Origin of the sequence: uncultured Megasphaera sp., assembly GCF_900539295.1 — a bacterium.
Lineage (GTDB): Bacteria > Bacillota > Negativicutes > Veillonellales > Megasphaeraceae > Megasphaera.
The window spans coordinates 38,313-54,309 of record NZ_UQBH01000008.1; the positions used below are offsets into that span (position 1 = coordinate 38,313).

The window sequence follows — 15,997 nt, forward strand, 5'->3', positions numbered from 1 at the left end:
ATCATGCCCCTCGTCATTCTTGCCGTTGGCATTCTCATACTGTTTTTCCTCATTGTAAAAGTAAAACTCAATAGTTTTCTGGCCCTGCTCCTCGTCGCCGGCCTCGTAGGTCTTGCCGAAGGCATGCCCATCGATCAATTGATTCCGACCATTGAAAAAGGTCTCGGCGGTACCCTCGGCGGCCTTGCCATCGTCGTATCCTTCGGGGCCATGCTGGGCAAACTCATGGCCGAAAGCGGCGGCGCCCAGCGCATTGCCACGACGCTGATCAACGTCTTCGGACGGGAAAAAGTAAAATGGGCCGTCTGCCTGACAGGCTTCATCGTCGGCATCGCCTTGTTCTATGAAATCGGCTTCGTACTCCTCATCCCCTTGGTATTTACCGTCGCTGCCGAAGCCAAGATTCCTCTTCTTGAAGTCGGGATCCCCATGGCAGCGGCCCTGTCAGTCACCCACGGCTTCCTGCCGCCTCATCCCGGTCCGACGGCCATTGCCATTATCTATAATGCCGATATCGGCACGACCTTACTGTATGGCGCCGCCATCGCCATTCCGACGGCTATCGTAGCCGGTCCCTTGTACTGCAACTTGACCAAGGATATTAATCCGGAAATCCCTAAGGGCATGTACAATCCGAAAATCTTTAAGGACGACGAAATGCCGAGCTTCGGTATCTCAGTCTTTACGGCCCTGGTTCCGGTCATCCTCATGGCAGCTTCGGCGATTGCCAAATTGACCATGGATGCCGATTTGCCCCTGCGCCACGTCCTGACCTTCTTCGGTCAGCCTGATATTGCTCTGACCATTTCCGTCGCCATCGCCATTTATACCTTCGGCATCGGCCGCGGCAAATCCATGGAAGACGTCATGAAAACCGTCCAGGATGCGGTCCTGGCCATCGCCATGATTCTCCTCATCGTCGGCGGCGGCGGTGCCTTGAAGCAGGTCCTCATCGACAGCGGTCTCGGTACCTATATCGGGGAACTGGTAGCAAATTCCGACCTTTCGCCGCTCTTTTTGGCCTGGCTGGTAGCCGCCGTCATCCGCACGGCCTGCGGTTCGGCCACCGTCGCAGCCCTTACAGCCGGCGGTATTGCCGCTCCGATTGCGGTTGCTACCGGTGCGAATCCCGAACTGATGGTCCTGGCGACCGGTGCCGGGTCGCTCATCTTCAGCCCGCCCAATGACCCCGGATTCTGGTTATTTAAAGAATTTTTCGGCCTGACCATTAAAGAAACAGTCCGCACCTGGTGTGCCTTGGAAACGATTATCGCCGTCATGGGCCTCATCGGTGTCCTTGTATTAAATGTATTTGTAGGGTAAAATAAGGAAGTAAATAATGAGTAGGAGAGAATCTTATGGAAGAAGCAAACATCCAACGATTTCCCGGCCTGCGCAGTGTATACGGCGGTCTGACTAAGTCAGAGCGCCGTATTGCCGATTATATCGCCAATCATGCCGGTGTCGTCATGGAACAGACCGTAGCCGACTTGGCGGCGCAGACGGATAGTTCAGAAATTACGATTTCCCGGTTTTGTAAGAAATTAGGCTTCAGCGGTCTGAAAGGATTGAAACTGATGCTGGCAGCCGGCATGTCGACCGTACCGGCCAAGGCCTTTCACGATATCGACTCCGGTGACGGCAGCCACGACGTAGCCTCCAAGGTCTTTGCCAACATCGCCGAAGGGCTGCAGGATACGCTGAGCCTCCTCGATTACGAGGCCCTTGATAAGGCAGCGGCCATGATTTTGGCGGCTAAAAGGGTCTATGTCTTCGGGTTCGGCAATTCGGCCACCGTTTGTTCCGATATGGAGACCCGGTTCCTGCGCCTGGGCCTGGCCATCCGGGCCGATGCCGATTCCCATATGCAGGTTACGGAAGCGGCCTTGATGACGGCTGACGACGTGGTCATTGCCGTGTCCCACAGCGGGGCCACCAAGGAGCTCCTTCAATCTGTTCGGGCGGCTAAGAAGGTCGGAGCCGGCATCATCGTCATTACCAGCCACGGTCGATCCCTCTTGGCGGAAGAAGCCGATATCTGTCTCTGCGGCATGGGCCGCGAAGTCCAATTCACGTCGGAAGCCGGGGCCTCGCGCCTGATTCACATGGCCATTGGCGACGTCCTCTACACGCGGATTGCCATGCAGGAAAAAGGATTGTTCAAGGGCAATATGGAAAAGATGCGCAAAGAAATCGGCAAGAGACGGCAATATTGATTTAATACCTGACAAGCAGCCTGCTTTCCATTATCGAGCAGGCTGTTTTTACGACATAAAAAAGACCCATGCCCATCCCATACGCCACAAGTGACGTACATAGGATGGCAAGCCCGTAAAGGCTTGTCTGCCGTTCAACAGCAGAACATGGTTCCTGGTACTGTAAGTATAGCCGAATCGTGGGATGGCGTCAAGGATAGGGTAAGAGATCTAAAAGGTGTCAACTCAGATGTGGACTTTTTGAGCGATTTGTGGAATAATAGAATCGCTATATAGAAATGAGGAAGGATGATCAGAGGGTGAAAAAATTTGTGGAAATGGCGACGATTGTCGAAAATACAGCCATAATTCCGGAAGTCTGGAAAATGGTCTTCAAAGCGCCGAAGACGGCCCGAGAAGCCAAGGCCGGTCAGTTTGTCAATGTCCACCGCGATGGGGGACAGACCTTTTTGCGCCGTCCTTTCGGCATCGTCGATGCCGATATTGATGCGGGAACGGTGACCATTATTTACCGCTTGGTCGGTATCGGTACGGAAGAAATGAAGGATCTCCGTCCCGGCGATGTGATCAACGTCGAAGGTCCCTTAGGCGACGGCATCTTTACGACGACGCCGGGGAAGGTCCTCCTGGCTGGCGGCGGTGTCGGTTTGGCGCCGCTCATCTTCCTGGCGAAACAGCTCGATCATCCCATCGTGCTCGTCGCCGGCAAGACGGCAGCGGAAACGTTTTGGACTGAGTTTTTTGAACCCTACGCCGAAGAAATCTATGTCACTACCGATGACGGCTCGAAGGGCATCAAAGGCTTTGCTGTCGATGCCCTGCCTAACATCTTTTCGGAACATCCTGTCGACCGCGTATCGGTCTGCGGCCCGACGATGATGATGAAGACCATTGCCGAAGCATCGGCCAAGGCCGGCATCGACTGCGAAGTCTCCATGGAAAAGCGGATGGCTTGCGGTATCGGCGTCTGCCTGGGCTGCACCTTTGAAAGCAAGCTGGACGGCAAGCGCTATAAAGTCTGCACCGACGGACCCGTCTTTTCGGCAAAGGAGGTCTTCTGATGATCAGTGAACGAATTGCTGTCGAATTCGCCGGCATCTCGATGAAAACGCCCGTCATGGGGGCATCGGGAACCTTCGGATTCGGCATCGAATACAGTGACTTTCTCGACCTCGATGCCGTCGGGGCCATCATCTCCAAGGGCATTACGCCCTTGCCGCGGCCGGGCAATCCCGGTGTCCGCGTCGCTGAAACGCCGGCAGGGATGCTCAACTGCATCGGCTTGGAAAACCCCGGCGTCGACGCCTTTAAGCGGGATATCCTGCCTAAGGTAACGTCTGCCTGTCAGACGCCGCTCATCGTCAACATCTCCGCCGGCAGTGTGGAGGAGTACGGGAAACTGGCGGCCGACCTCGACGTCGACGGCGTCGCAGGCTTAGAAGTAAACATTTCCTGCCCTAACGTCAAGGAAGGGGGCATCGTCTTCGGAACCCAGCCGGATGCTGCTGCTGCCGTAACGCGCAGCGTCAAGGACAATACGAAAAAGCCGGTCATCGTCAAATTATCGCCGAACGTCACCGATATTACGACCATGGCCAAGTCCGTCGAAGCAGCCGGTGCCGATGCCATTTCCCTGATCAACACCCTGACCGGCATGGCCATCGACATCACGACGCGCCGTCCCATTTTGGGCAACATCACCGGCGGCTTGTCGGGCCCGGCTGTAAAACCTATTGCCCTGCGCATGGTTTGGCAGGCCTCGAAGGCCGTATCCATTCCCATCTTGGGCCTCGGCGGTATCGTAACTTGGCAGGATGCCGTTGAATTCATGCTGGCCGGCGCCAGTGCGGTCGCTGTCGGCGCCCATAACTTCGTCGATCCCCGAGCCGTCGAAACGGTAGCCGAAGGCCTCGACCAGTACTGTAAAGACCAGGGCATCGCTCATATCAGCGACATCGTCGGTCAATTAGAAGCATAAAAAGAGTATACATTAGCGTCTTGTGGACATAGTCCGTTCACAAGACGTTTTTTGTTGTCATGAAATATTGCCGCAGCATGATTGTGCCGCCTTATTTTTATCTTCAAGGCGACATAAAAAAGACATGAACAAGAGATAACCCTGTTCATGTCTATGGTTGGCAGATGTTTTATTTCTTATTCTTTTTATGCGATGCCAGGTCTCCGCCGTACTGGATGAGGTTGACGACGACGATGAGGATGATGATCGTCGCCAGCATGACGTCGGGACGGAAGCGCTGGTAGCCGTAGCGGATGGCGATATCACCGAGACCGCCGCCGCCGATAGCACCGGCCATGGCCGATGCGCCGATGAGGTTGACGATGAGGACCGTAACGTTGTTGATGATCGTCGGCAAAGCTTCCGGCAGGAGGACCTTGCGGATGATCTGGAAGGGCGTAGCGCCCATGGATTCAGCGGCTTCGACGAGGCCGTAATCGACGTCGCGGATCGACGTTTCGACGAGGCGGCTGAGGAAGGGGATAGCGACGATGGTCAATGGGACGCAGGCCGCTGCTGTGCCGATAGACGTGCCGGCAATGAGACGGGTCAAGGGGATGATGGCCACCATGAGGATGATAAAAGGCACGGAACGGATGATGTTGACGATGGTGCCTAAAATCCGGTTGATGAAGAGGTTTTGCAGGATGTGCCCCTTACTGGTCGTAACCAGGGTGACGCCCAGGGGGATGCCGATGATGCCGGCGATGACCGTGGCCACGGCGACCATATAGAACGTTTCTTCAATGCCTTGGAGCATTAACTTAATGATTTCTTGGGACATAACCTAAAACCTCACTTCCTATCGGTAATGTTTTAATATACGAGAAGGCCTTGGCCTGGGTTTCCATATCACCCATGATGACGATGATCAAGTAGCCGAAAGGTTCGTCTTGGATGTAGTCGATGTTGCCGTAGAGGACGCTGACCTTAACGTGGAAGGTGCTGACGATTTCCGAGACGACCGGTTCGTGGGTAGCCTTGCCTTTAAAGCGCAGGCGGACCAGCATGTCGTGGTCCGGCGTCGGCTGGTCGGAGACGCCGAGATTCTTGATGCCCGTCGGCAGTTCCATGTTGATGACCGACGTGACGAAGTCCTTCATGGTCTGGGACTGGGGATTGGTGAAGATGTCGACGACGCGGCCCATTTCCTTGATGACGCCGCCTTCGATGACGGCTGCCCGATGGCAGATGTTTTGGACGACGGCCATTTCATGGGTAATGATGACGATGGTAATGCCCAGGCGCTGATTGATGTCCTGGAGGAGTTCCAAGATGGATTTCGTCGTCTGCGGGTCGAGGGCCGATGTCGCTTCGTCGCAAAGGAGAATTTTGGGATCGCTGGCAAGAGCGCGGGCGATGCCGACGCGCTGTTTTTGACCGCCTGAGAGCTGAGACGGATAGTTGGCGGCGCGGTCGCTGAGGCCGACCAGTTCCAACAGGGACTCTACTTTTTTATGGATGACGTCTTTCGAGGCGCCGACCAATTCCAAGGGGAAGGCGATGTTTTCAGCAACCGTCCGCGATGAAAGGAGGTTGAAGTGCTGGAAAATCATGCCGATATTTTTGCGTTCGGCCCGAAGCTGGGATTCGCTCATTTTGCACAGGTCTTTGTCGTCGATGATGACTTCGCCGCTGGTCGGTTTTTCCAGCATATTGATGCAGCGGACGAGGGTCGATTTGCCGGCACCGCTCTTGCCGATGATGCCGAAGATCTCGCCGTCTTCGATGGTCAGGTTGATGCCCTTTAAGGCTTGGATTTGGGCAGCGCCGCCGTAGGTTTTGGTAATGTTCTTTAAGGTAATCACAGTATCACTCCTTGAGCCAGGCGTACAGGGGAAAAAGACAATAAAAAAGGCCGTCATGCAGATGACGGCCGTCAATACGGAGTTACTTCATCTGTCGGAATGTTCCGGTGGACTTGGCACCTTCCCGAATGGGGGTTGCCGCAGCGTCATCGGGCCAGTCCCTCAGCTGCTCTGGATGAAAGGTATATCGTTTGTTGCAACTTATAATAGCACGGCTTTTTGCCGTTGTCAATAAGTAATCTTTACTCGGCCCAGTTTCCGTTAGTGAATACCGGAACGACAGTGCCGTCTTTTTTTAGGCCTGTAATGGTAAGGTCCTTCGAGCCGACCATGAAGTCGACGTGAATCATGGAGTCGTTGAGACCGGCTTTAGAAAGGCCTTCTTTGTCGAGTTCCGTGCCGCCTTCAAGGCAGGTCGGGTACGACGCGCCCAGGGCTAAATGGCAGGAGGCATTTTCATCGAATAAGGTTTCGTAGAATAAGATGCCCGACAGGGAAATGGGCGACGCGTAGGGGATGAGGGCAACTTCGCCGAGGCGGCCGGCTCCTTCATCGACGGCGACGAGTTTCTGTAAGACATCTTCGCCGATTTCGGCAGCGGCGTCGACGACTTTACCGTCCTTAAAGGTCAGGCGGAAGCGGTCGATGGTATTGCCGTTGTAAACGAGGGGCCGCGTGCTGTACACCGTGCCGTTGACGGCGTCGGCTTTCGGCGCCGAATAGATTTCTTCCGTCGGTACGTTGGCGTTGAATAAGATGCCCGTTTCCGTTTTTTCCATGCCGCCCTGCCAAATATGGTTATCCGGAAGGCCGACGGTGAGGTCCGTTCCCAGGCTGTTGGTGTAGTGGAGGCTGGTGAAGTGCTGGTTGGTCATCCACGTCCGGCGGTTTTTGAGATTCGAGAGGTGTTCGTCCCAGTCGGCCAAGGGGGCTTTTCCGTCGGCTCGGGACGATTGGAGAATCTGATTCCACAGGGCGTTATAGGCCTTGTCTGCGTCAAGATCAGGATATAGGAGCTTGGCCCAAACGGCACTCGGTACAGCGGCGACGAGCCACGTCGTCTTGGAGGCCATCATGCCGTCGATATATTCTTTTAAGGCGGCGTTGTGGGCCTTTTGCTGGGCGAAGATCTTCTTCGTATCGATGCCGCTCAGGAGTTTGGGATTGGCCGAAATGAGACTGAGGAAGGCGGCTTTTTTATGGTAGTAATGGAGGCTGAAGTCGCGGCGCCAGTCCGGCAGGGACTCGAAGGACGACAGGTCTTCGTGTTCGTAGCGAAGGCGGGTCATGTCGTCCGAGCGCCAGTTGGCGACGACTTCCGAGGCTCCGGCCGCATAGGCTTCCTTTGTCAGCAAGGTGACGAAGTCGTGGGCTTCGACGGGGGCATTGATGACTAAGGTCTGCCCTTTCTGTATATTGAGGCCTTTTTGCAGTAAGACCTTGGCATAGGCCGTTAATTGTGTCGTAGTTGGCATATGAATCAACTCCTTATAGATGTATTATAGACGCCAGGCGGTATGTTTCCACAGGCGCCAGTTGAGGGCGGCGGCGTTGATGGCCAGGCTGATGATCAGGCTGAGCCAGTAGCCGTACGGGCCGTAGGGCGTGAGATGGGCCATGGCGTAGCCCATGGGGATACTGATGAACCAGTAGGTGATGAAGGCTACGTAGGTGATGATGCGCACGTCTTTATAGCCGCGCAGGATGCCTTGGACCGGCGTCCCCATGGCATCGCAGAAGGCGAAGGCTACGGCGCATAAGATGAAGCTGCGCAGGGCCCAGAGGGTATCCTTATCGGTCGTGAACAAGGCGGCAATGTCGTCGACGAAGACGTAGGTGAAGAGGGTGACGCCGACGGCGATGATGAGGGCCGTGAGCTGACAGAGGACGGCATACTGCCGGGCACCGTGGTAATTTTTAGCACCGACTTCATAGCCGATGACGATAGTCGCTGCCAGGCTGATGCTCCAGGGAATGGTATAGGTCAACGTCGTGAAGCTGATAGCAGCCTGGTTGGCGGCCAGATATAAGGTGCCGAATTCGGTCATCAACAGGCCGACGATGGAAAAGAGGCTGGTCTCACAGAAGACGGCGATGAAAATGGGAATGCCGAGTTCCAATTGATGGTAGGCGTGATGCCAGCTGAAGGGCCTCAGGTGCTTCCACAGACCGTATGAGCGAAAGGGTTCCATAAAGGTCAGGACGGCGACGAAGAGGAGAAAAGAAATCCATGACGCAATGGTGATGGCATAGCCCGTTCCGATGCCGCCCATGGCCGGAATGGGACCGGCGCCGAAGATGAGAAGCCGGAAAAGAATGATCGTGAGAACCAAATTGGTCATGAGTATGGCCATCGATACCTGGGTCTTGCCGTGGGCGTCGACGACGTAGCGCATCGTCGCTTGGAGACAGATGGGAACGAGTCCTAAGGCCAGGGCCTTGAGGTATTCCCAGGCAATATAGTGAACCTTGGGCTCAAGGGTCAGAAAGTCGAGGAAGGGCGGCAGCAGGAGATAGCCTGCCAGGAAGATGAAGGCCGTAAAGGCCAAGCTCAGGTAGAGACTCTGCATGATGTAGATGGGAATCTCTTCCGTCTTCTTGGCGCCCCTTAGCTGGGCGATGATCGGCGAGATGCCGAAGAAGATGCCGCACAGGCCAGCAAAGACGGGAATCCAGACGTTGACGGCGACGGCGACGCCGGCCAAATCGACGGTACCGGCGCGGCCGCTGAAAATGGAGCTGAAGACCGACGTGCCGACTTGGGCCATCTGGGTCAGGAGCAGGGGAAAGAATAAGGTCAGGAAATGACGCCATTGGTGAAGCTGGGGGAACATGAATACCTCCTTATACGAAAAAAGCGTTGCCCTTAAATGACAACGCTTTTTCTACAGTTCAACTTATTTGCCCATCGCATTGACTTTGGAAGCCAAACGGGATTTTTTACGAGCTGCCGTATTTTTATGGAGAACGCCTTTACGTGCGGCGCTATCAATTACGCTGCTAGCTTTATCAAATGCCTGTTTTACAGCATCAGCGTCACCACCGAGGATAGCTTCGTTCGTACGGCGGATAGCGGTATGAACCGAAGATTTTACTCGAGAGTTAGCTGCATGACGAGCTGCGTCTTTTTCCATCGTTTTCATGTTGGATTTAATCTGCGGCAATGGATTCACCTCCCTAATTTACAAGAACACTAGAAAAAATTTTACCATATGCCACAGAAAAAATCAATAGTTTTTTTGCAGGACATGCGATTAGGCTTTACCTTCCGAACCGAGGACGGCTTTGATCTTATGCGCTACGATGTCGTGAACGAACTGACGGCCGTCGGTCAGGTACTGACGCGGGTCGAAGTGGTCCGGATGCTGAGCCATGTGCTGGCGGATGCCGGCAGTCAGGCCGAGACGGAGGTCGGAGTCGATGTTGATCTTGCAGACCGACAGGGAAGCAGCTTTGCGGAGCTGATCTTCAGGGATGCCGACAGCATCAGCCAGGTCGCCGCCGTTGGCATTGATGATTTTGACGTATTCCGGTACGACCGAGGAAGCACCGTGGAGTACGATCGGGAAGCCAGGCAGGCGTTTGGAAACGTCTTCGAGGATGTCGAAGCGAAGCGTCGGCGGTACGAGAACGCCGTCTGCGTTGCGCGTGCACTGTTCCGGAGTGAATTTGAATGCGCCGTGGCTGGTGCCGATAGCGATAGCCAAGGAATCGACGCCCGTGCGGGATACGAATTCTTCGACTTCTTCCGGACGGGTGTAGTGAGCTTCTTCAGCCGAGACGTTGACATCGTCTTCGATGCCGGCCAGCTGACCGAGTTCGCCTTCGACGACGACGCCCTTGGAATGAGCGTATTCAACGACTTTTTTCGTCAAAGCGATATTGTCTTCGAAAGAATGTTTGGAGCCGTCGATCATAACGGAGGTAAATCCGCTGTCGATGCAGTCTTTGCAGGTTTCAAAGTCAGCACCGTGGTCGAGGTGAAGGGCGATGGGGAGATCGTAATCTTCCAGGGCTGCGGCTACGAGATGTTTCAAGTACGACGGTTTCGCATATTTGCGGGCACCGGCCGAAGCCTGAAGGATGATCGGGGATTTCAATTCAGCAGCGGCTTCTGTAACGGCCTGGACGATTTCCATGTTGTTGATGTTGAATGCACCGATGGCATAGTGGCCTTCATAGGCTTTTTTAAACATTTCTGTAGTTCCAATTAATGGCATGTTTACATTCCTCCTACAAATACGTATATAATAGTTTTAGTGTATATAATTCCAGCCGGCCTGGCGGACGAGGGCGTCCATATCTTCAGGCAGCCGGGAATTAACGGTAATGAAGCGATGGGTCATGGGGTGGGTAAACTGCAGACAGTAGGCATGGAGAGCCTGGCGCTGCATGAGGCGGCGGGAACCGCCGTAGAGGTCGTCCCCTAAGAGAGGATAGCCGAGATAACTGCTGTGAACCCGAATCTGATGGGTCCGTCCGGTGTGTAAAAGGACCTGGAGCAGACTGTAGTCGTCGCCAGCGGCGAGACAGGTAAAATCAGAGTGGGCCGGCTTGCCGTCTTGGCGGACGCAGCGGGTAATGATGCTGTCGGGACATCTTCCGATAGGGGCGTGTACAGTTGTGACCCGCGCAGGGTATCGTCCCTGACAGAGTGCGAGGTACAAGCGCCTGTAACTGAGGTCCTGCTTGTCAAAGGCGTATTGAATTTGCGGCTCTTTGGCGACCATGCATAAGCCCGACGTGTTTTTATCCAGGCGGTGCATGGGATGGTACGAGCAGTGCTGACCGGTCCGCTCATAATGATAGGCCACGGCGTTGGCCAAGGTCCCGTCGCGGACGGACGATGTCGGATGCATCAGGATGCCTGCCGGTTTATCGATGACCATGAGGTAATCGTCTTCGTAGACGATGCCGATAGGAATCTCCTGTGGGGCGAACTCGTTTTTGACGGGAATGACGATGGAGACGACATCTCCTTCATGAACGAAGTCGCGCGTTTCAGCAGGCTGGCCGTTGATGGTACAGCTGCCGCTGTGTTTGATGCGGCGTCTTAATGTGGATGAGACGCCGAAATGTTTCATCGCGCCGCCTACGGTCGTAGGCCGGTGCAGCGGACCGACTGTAAAATGAATCATTGGCATATTCCCCTGTGTTGGCATTGTCTACCCTTATTATACCCAATAGAAATAAATAAATCCACATATTTCAGGAAAAGATGTGGGCTATATTTTAGCCCGCAAGCAAGGAAATATGCTGATTATGGAGAAAAGCGCGAAAAAAATGGCTGTTGCGAAAAGGAAACTTGACGCTATGCGTCGAAATAGTATAACATAGAAAGGCTATGTATCCGTTTTTGGCATTTACGCCAAAATGGTCTTTCAAAAAGAAGGAATTGGACAGGTTGATAGAGAATATATAAATACATCAGCTTATTATTGAAATGAAGCAGGTGATAGTGAGTGAAACGGTTTTCCAGCGAATTTATTGAACAGGTTCGCCAGGCGAATGACATCGTCAGCGTCATCTCGGATTATGTCTCGCTGAACCGGCGGGGCCGCAATTTTTGGGCCTGCTGTCCTTTTCATAATGAAAAGACGGCGTCCTTCAGCGTCACAGCCGATAAGGGATTTTTCTACTGCTTTGGCTGTCATGCCCACGGCGATGTCTTTCAGTTTATCATGAAAAAAGAAAACCTTTCCTTTTCAGACGCCGTCGAACGGTTGGCCGAACGGGCCCATATAGCCCTGCCCGTCGTCGAACGGTCGGCTGAAGAAATAGCCCGCGATAAACTGCGGGACAGGCTCTATGAAATCAATGAAATGGCAGGGAATTTCTTCCACAACTGCCTGGTTAAGACCCATTACGGCGAGCCGGGGCTGGCCTATTTCCATAAGCGTCATGTATCGGACGATACGATTGACGCCTTTAAGCTGGGCTTCGCACCGGACAGCTGGGACAAGCTGACCGGCGCCTTTATGAAAAAGGGCGTCACCGGCAAAGAATTAGTCGCCCTGGGTCTGGCAAAAGAAAAAAACGGGCACTTTTACGACGCTTTCCGCGGCCGGGTCATGTTTCCCATCCGCGACGGCCGCAGCCGCATCGTCGGTTTCGGCGGCCGCGTCCTCGACGACAGCAAGCCCAAATACCTCAATTCACCGGAAACGCCGATCTTCAACAAAAGACGGCTCCTCTTTGCCATGGATATAGCCCATAAGGCTATCTATGAAGAGGGGCGGGCCGTTCTGGTCGAAGGTTATATGGACGTCATTTCGGCTCACAACCGGGGCATTCACAACGTCGTCGCATCCTTGGGGACATCCTTTACAGATGAACAGGCACGGCTCCTGCAGCGTCAGGCCAAAGAACTCGTCCTGGCTTACGATATGGACGGCGCCGGCCGTCAGGCAACGCAGCGGGCCATGACCATCGTCAGAGGCCTCGGCATGCACATCCGCATCCTGTCCCTGCCCCAGGGCAAGGACCCCGATGAATACATCAATGCTGCCGGGCCGGAAAAATTCCGCGAAGCCGTCGTCGACGCCCCCAATGTGCTGGACTACATGCTCCAGCGGGCCCTCTCCCTTTATGATGGGACGACCCTTGAAGGGAAGTCGTCCATTACGGCTATGGTCCTGCCCGTCGTGGCAGCCGTCGACAACCGGGTCCTCTTAGAGGCTTTTTTGAAAAAGTTGGCCGGCCAGCTGCAAATCGGTGAAGACGCCGTTCGCAGTGAATTTAATAAATACGTCGCAGCCCATCCGGAGGCGGGACAACAGCAGGTCGTCATCTCGCCGTCCGTATCGAAGCACAACGCCGCTGCCCGCGGTACGGGATCGATGGCAGTCGCTGAAGAAAACATCCTGCGCTTTCTTCTGGAAAAGCCCGCTGCCTGTGACCGCATTGCCGCCAAAGTGGATGCGTCGGTCTTTTCCGATGAACGGCGCCGCCGTATTTATCAAATTATATTAGATACATATGCACACCAAGGGATGTACACACTACATGACATCCAGCAAAAATTAACTCCTGAGGAGGCCGAAGAAGTTGCACGAATTATGGTTCTGCAAGATGTCCCGTTGGACGAAGCTGTCTTGATGGATTACGTCAAGCGATTTCGCCTGGCGGACTTGCAAAAACAGTACCTCGAACACAGCCGCCTGGCTGCCGGGTACAGCCGCACCGGCGATGCAAGATTGGCAGCTGAACTTGCCATCTGCAAAAAAATTAATGATGAAATGAAGCAATGGTCTTAAGGAGCAGAAAGGAGCCTGTACACCATGGTGAATAATAACACGACAGACGATATGAACGAAACGAAGAAAACGACAAAAAAAGTGGTCCGCCGCAAGACGACGAAGAAAAAAGAAACGTCGACTAAGCCGAACCTGACGGAAAAAGAACGTCGGGAACTGGCCCTGCAGCATATCCAACAGCTCCTGCAGACAGGACAGAAGAAAGGCAGCCTGACTTATACGGAAATCATGAACCTCATGGAAGAAGACGACTTGACGCCGGACCAGATCGACAAGATGTATGAACTCTTTGCCGATAAGGGCATCGACATCATCGGCGAAGAAGACTCCATGCGCGATCGTGATGACATAGATGATGAAGATACCGAAAAAGTACCGGACCTGCACAACGTCGACCTCAGCGTGCCTGAAGGCATCAACATCGACGACCCGGTCCGCATGTACTTAAAAGAAATCGGCCGCGTGCCCCTCTTGTCGGCAACGGAAGAAATTACCCTGGCCAAGGCCATCGAACAAGGGAACGCTCCCGATGCGACGGAAGAAGACATCAAAGCCGGCACCATTGCCAAGAAGAAACTGACCGACGCCAACCTGCGTCTCGTCGTCAGCATTGCTAAGCGCTACGTCGGCCGGGGCATGCTCTTCCTGGACCTCATTCAGGAAGGCAACTTGGGCCTTCTCAAAGCCGTCGATAAATTCGACTACAGTAAGGGCTATAAATTCAGTACTTATGCTACCTGGTGGATCCGCCAGGCCATTACCCGCGCCATTGCCGACCAAGCCCGGACGATCCGAATCCCGGTCCACATGGTTGAAACGATCAATAAATTGATCCGCATTTCCCGCCAGCTCCTTCAGGACAAGGGCCGCGAACCCCTTCCGGAAGAAATTGCCGAAAAGATGGACATCCCCGTCGAACGGGTTCGGGAAATCATGAAGATTGCCCAGGAACCGGTTTCCCTGGAAACGCCGATCGGTGAAGAAGAAGATTCCCACTTAGGCGACTTCATCGAAGACTCGGAAGCCGTAGCTCCCGATGACGCTGCATCCTTCATCCTCCTAAAAGAACAGATCGAAGATGTATTCTCGTGTCTGACCGACCGCGAACGGAAGGTCCTCTACCTTCGCTTCGGCTTGAAAGACGGCCGGCCGCGGACTTTGGAAGAAGTAGGCCAGCACTTTAACGTCACCCGCGAACGAATCCGTCAGATCGAAGGCAAGGCCTTGAGCAAGCTTCGCAACTGGGGTAAGCGGGAAAAAATCAAGGATTTCCTCTAAGCCGCTTTATTCTATTTATATATGCTGTTGTTGTTCCATCCTGAGGAGGTAGATTCATGGATAAAGCCAATCGGCCCCACATCTTCTGCCACATGGAGACGTCTCTTGACGGCAAGATCATGGGCAAGTACCTTTGGATTGAAGAAACAAACGCCGAAGAAGACTCGTTCTATACCTTATTTTCAGGGCCCAAGGCTTACTTTAAACCCCAGGCCATGCTCAACGGGCGGACGACGATCGAAGACAACTTCACCCTGTATAAGACGCCGGCTGTCGATGAAAAGGCAGCCCCCGTCCCGGCCGGAGACTTTCTTGCCGATGACGGCAAGACGGGTTTCTACCTCATCGTTACCGACTCCAAAGGCCGCGTAGCTTGGGAAGAGGGCGGACTGCTTGAAGACTTCTACGGCCACGAAAAAGCACAGGTCGTCGAAGTCCTGTCGGAACAGGCGTCCAATGCCTATAAAGCCTATCTGCGGGATAAGGGCGTCAGCTATTTGATCTGCGGCAAAGACAGCATCGATTTGGAACTGACGTGCCGCAAATTGAAAGACGTCCTTCACCTCGATTCGGTCATGCTCGGCGGAGGCGGGGCCATCAACTGGAGCTTTCTCCAACAGGGCTTATGTGACGAAGTCAGCGTCGTCATCGCGCCGGCAGCCGACGGCAGTGCCGATACGCAGACCTTGTTCATGGCCCGTCCCGGTTTCTCCGACGACCAGCCCGTCGTCTTTTCCGTCAAACACTGTCAGGTCATGGACGACGGCAAGGTGTGGCTGCGCTATGATGTAAAGGGGAAGAGCCGTCATGATTTTGACCATGACAGTGAATATAAAGCCGTTCAGGATATGCTGGCCAAAGCCGGCAGTCAGTAAAGGAGGTTCCCCATGTTAACCGAGATTTTCTTCGAGTGCATCAAGCACGACGGCATCGTGTCCGTCGCCTCAGCCGGGAAAGACGGCCGGCCGCACATCGCCAATACGTGGAATAAGTACCTCATCATAACCGACGATGAAAAGATCCTCATTCCTTGCTTTGGCTTCATCAAGACCGAAAAGAACGTCAAGGATAATCCCTACATCGAAGTCACCCTCGGAAGCCACGAAGTACGGGGCAAGATGGGCATGGGTACGGGCTGCCTGCTCACCGGGAAGGCCGAATTCTTTAAAGAAGGCGACCTCTTTGACGCCATGAAGGCCAAATGCTCCTTTGCCAACCGGGTTCTGGTCTTTACGCCGGACACGTGCAAACAGACGATTTAAATCATAAAACTCCTCAGGCAGGACCTGTTTTACCTGCCGTGAGGAGCTTTTTTTTGCCCGGTTGACGCGAGGATCGGAAATTTATTCTATGATATAATGAATTATATAGAGTCAGCAGGAATTTTTCACGGTGCCCTTCTCCGGTAATGCCCGCTCCCTT

The 15,997-nt window shown here is 54.0% G+C and carries 15 protein-coding genes and 1 riboswitch; of the genes, 8 read left to right on the forward strand and 7 right to left on the reverse strand.

The features are described 5' to 3' along the window. Window positions 1–3 precede the first annotated feature (3 nt). The 4 genes from QZQ46_RS04025 to QZQ46_RS04040 all read left to right on the forward strand — a co-directional run bounded on the left by QZQ46_RS04025 (window position 4) and on the right by QZQ46_RS04040 (window position 4,194). Window positions 4–1,323, forward strand: a complete 1,320-nt coding sequence (locus tag QZQ46_RS04025; protein ID WP_296827056.1) for a gluconate:H+ symporter — start codon at window positions 4–6, stop codon at window positions 1,321–1,323. A gap of 35 nt (window positions 1,324–1,358) precedes the next feature. Continuing rightward, window positions 1,359–2,216, forward strand: coding sequence for a MurR/RpiR family transcriptional regulator (locus tag QZQ46_RS04030; RefSeq protein ID WP_296827058.1), 858 nt, complete (start codon window positions 1,359–1,361; stop codon window positions 2,214–2,216). Window positions 2,217–2,515: 299 nt separating this feature from the next. After that, a complete protein-coding gene (locus QZQ46_RS04035) occupies window positions 2,516–3,277 on the forward strand; it encodes a dihydroorotate dehydrogenase electron transfer subunit (RefSeq protein WP_296827060.1) in 762 nt (253 codons plus the stop codon). After that, a complete protein-coding gene (locus tag QZQ46_RS04040; RefSeq protein WP_296827062.1) occupies window positions 3,277–4,194 on the forward strand; it encodes a dihydroorotate dehydrogenase in 918 nt (305 codons plus the stop codon). The genes QZQ46_RS04035 and QZQ46_RS04040 overlap by 1 nt, the downstream gene beginning before the upstream one ends. Before the next feature lie 169 nt (window positions 4,195–4,363). Here the strand turns inward: QZQ46_RS04040 and QZQ46_RS04045 are convergent, their stop codons facing one another. The 7 genes from QZQ46_RS04045 to QZQ46_RS04075 all read right to left on the reverse strand — a co-directional run bounded on the left by QZQ46_RS04045 (window position 4,364) and on the right by QZQ46_RS04075 (window position 11,179). Next, complete coding sequence (locus QZQ46_RS04045) at window positions 4,364–5,017, reverse strand: methionine ABC transporter permease (RefSeq protein ID WP_044503940.1); 654 nt, start codon at window positions 5,015–5,017, stop codon at window positions 4,364–4,366. After that, on the reverse strand, window positions 4,998–6,041 hold the full coding sequence (locus tag QZQ46_RS04050; RefSeq protein WP_296827064.1) for a methionine ABC transporter ATP-binding protein: 1,044 nt from the start codon (window positions 6,039–6,041) through the stop codon (window positions 4,998–5,000). Before QZQ46_RS04050 ends, QZQ46_RS04045 begins: the two co-directional genes overlap by 20 nt. A gap of 84 nt (window positions 6,042–6,125) precedes the next feature. After that, window positions 6,126–6,223: riboswitch (SAM riboswitch) on the reverse strand. Between the two features lie 60 nt (window positions 6,224–6,283). Continuing rightward, the gene (locus QZQ46_RS04055; protein ID WP_296827066.1) at window positions 6,284–7,516 is read right to left on the reverse strand and encodes an aminopeptidase; all 1,233 of its coding nucleotides are present in this window, start codon (window positions 7,514–7,516) and stop codon (window positions 6,284–6,286) included. A gap of 24 nt (window positions 7,517–7,540) precedes the next feature. Then, window positions 7,541–8,875: an MATE family efflux transporter gene (locus QZQ46_RS04060; RefSeq protein ID WP_296827068.1), complete on the reverse strand. Its 1,335-nt coding sequence runs from the start codon at window positions 8,873–8,875 to the stop codon at window positions 7,541–7,543. Window positions 8,876–8,938: 63 nt separating this feature from the next. Next, entirely contained in the window at window positions 8,939–9,205 is a 267-nt protein-coding gene (gene rpsT / locus QZQ46_RS04065; protein WP_044503935.1) for a 30S ribosomal protein S20, read from the reverse strand. A 90-nt stretch (window positions 9,206–9,295) separates the two neighbouring features. Then, complete coding sequence (fba, locus tag QZQ46_RS04070) at window positions 9,296–10,261, reverse strand: class II fructose-1,6-bisphosphate aldolase (protein WP_062412060.1); 966 nt, start codon at window positions 10,259–10,261, stop codon at window positions 9,296–9,298. 36 nt (window positions 10,262–10,297) lie between these two features. Then, window positions 10,298–11,179, reverse strand: a complete 882-nt coding sequence (locus QZQ46_RS04075) for an RluA family pseudouridine synthase (protein WP_296827070.1) — start codon at window positions 11,177–11,179, stop codon at window positions 10,298–10,300. Window positions 11,180–11,503: 324 nt separating this feature from the next. Between QZQ46_RS04075 and dnaG the strand changes: the two genes are divergently transcribed. From dnaG to QZQ46_RS04095, 4 genes are read left to right on the forward strand one after another with little or no spacing between them, the layout of a single operon-like run. Next, window positions 11,504–13,297 carry a DNA primase gene (dnaG, locus tag QZQ46_RS04080; protein WP_296827072.1) on the forward strand — a complete coding sequence of 598 codons (1,794 nt, stop codon included), beginning with the start codon at window positions 11,504–11,506 and terminating at the stop codon, window positions 13,295–13,297. A 27-nt stretch (window positions 13,298–13,324) separates the two neighbouring features. Beyond that, complete coding sequence (gene rpoD, locus QZQ46_RS04085) at window positions 13,325–14,575, forward strand: RNA polymerase sigma factor RpoD (protein ID WP_296827137.1); 1,251 nt, start codon at window positions 13,325–13,327, stop codon at window positions 14,573–14,575. Window positions 14,576–14,631: 56 nt separating this feature from the next. After that, window positions 14,632–15,450, forward strand: a complete 819-nt coding sequence (locus QZQ46_RS04090) for a RibD family protein (RefSeq protein WP_296827074.1) — start codon at window positions 14,632–14,634, stop codon at window positions 15,448–15,450. Window positions 15,451–15,462: 12 nt separating this feature from the next. Next, complete coding sequence (locus tag QZQ46_RS04095; protein WP_296827076.1) at window positions 15,463–15,837, forward strand: pyridoxamine 5'-phosphate oxidase family protein; 375 nt, start codon at window positions 15,463–15,465, stop codon at window positions 15,835–15,837. The last annotated feature ends 160 nt before the right edge of the window (window positions 15,838–15,997 follow it).

Coding starts and splice junctions, on each gene's coding strand:
- QZQ46_RS04025 (WP_296827056.1), top strand. CDS start 4: ATGCCCCTCGTCATTCTTGCCGTTGGCATTCTCATACTGTTTTTCCTC.
- QZQ46_RS04030 (WP_296827058.1), top strand. CDS start 1,359: ATGGAAGAAGCAAACATCCAACGATTTCCCGGCCTGCGCAGTGTATAC.
- QZQ46_RS04040 (WP_296827062.1), top strand. CDS start 3,277: ATGATCAGTGAACGAATTGCTGTCGAATTCGCCGGCATCTCGATGAAA.
- QZQ46_RS04045 (WP_044503940.1), bottom strand. CDS start 5,017: ATGTCCCAAGAAATCATTAAGTTAATGCTCCAAGGCATTGAAGAAACG.
- QZQ46_RS04055 (WP_296827066.1), bottom strand. CDS start 7,516: ATGCCAACTACGACACAATTAACGGCCTATGCCAAGGTCTTACTGCAA.
- QZQ46_RS04060 (WP_296827068.1), bottom strand. CDS start 8,875: ATGTTCCCCCAGCTTCACCAATGGCGTCATTTCCTGACCTTATTCTTT.
- fba (WP_062412060.1), bottom strand. CDS start 10,261: ATGCCATTAATTGGAACTACAGAAATGTTTAAAAAAGCCTATGAAGGC.
- QZQ46_RS04075 (WP_296827070.1), bottom strand. CDS start 11,179: ATGATTCATTTTACAGTCGGTCCGCTGCACCGGCCTACGACCGTAGGC.
- QZQ46_RS04090 (WP_296827074.1), top strand. CDS start 14,632: ATGGATAAAGCCAATCGGCCCCACATCTTCTGCCACATGGAGACGTCT.
- QZQ46_RS04095 (WP_296827076.1), top strand. CDS start 15,463: ATGTTAACCGAGATTTTCTTCGAGTGCATCAAGCACGACGGCATCGTG.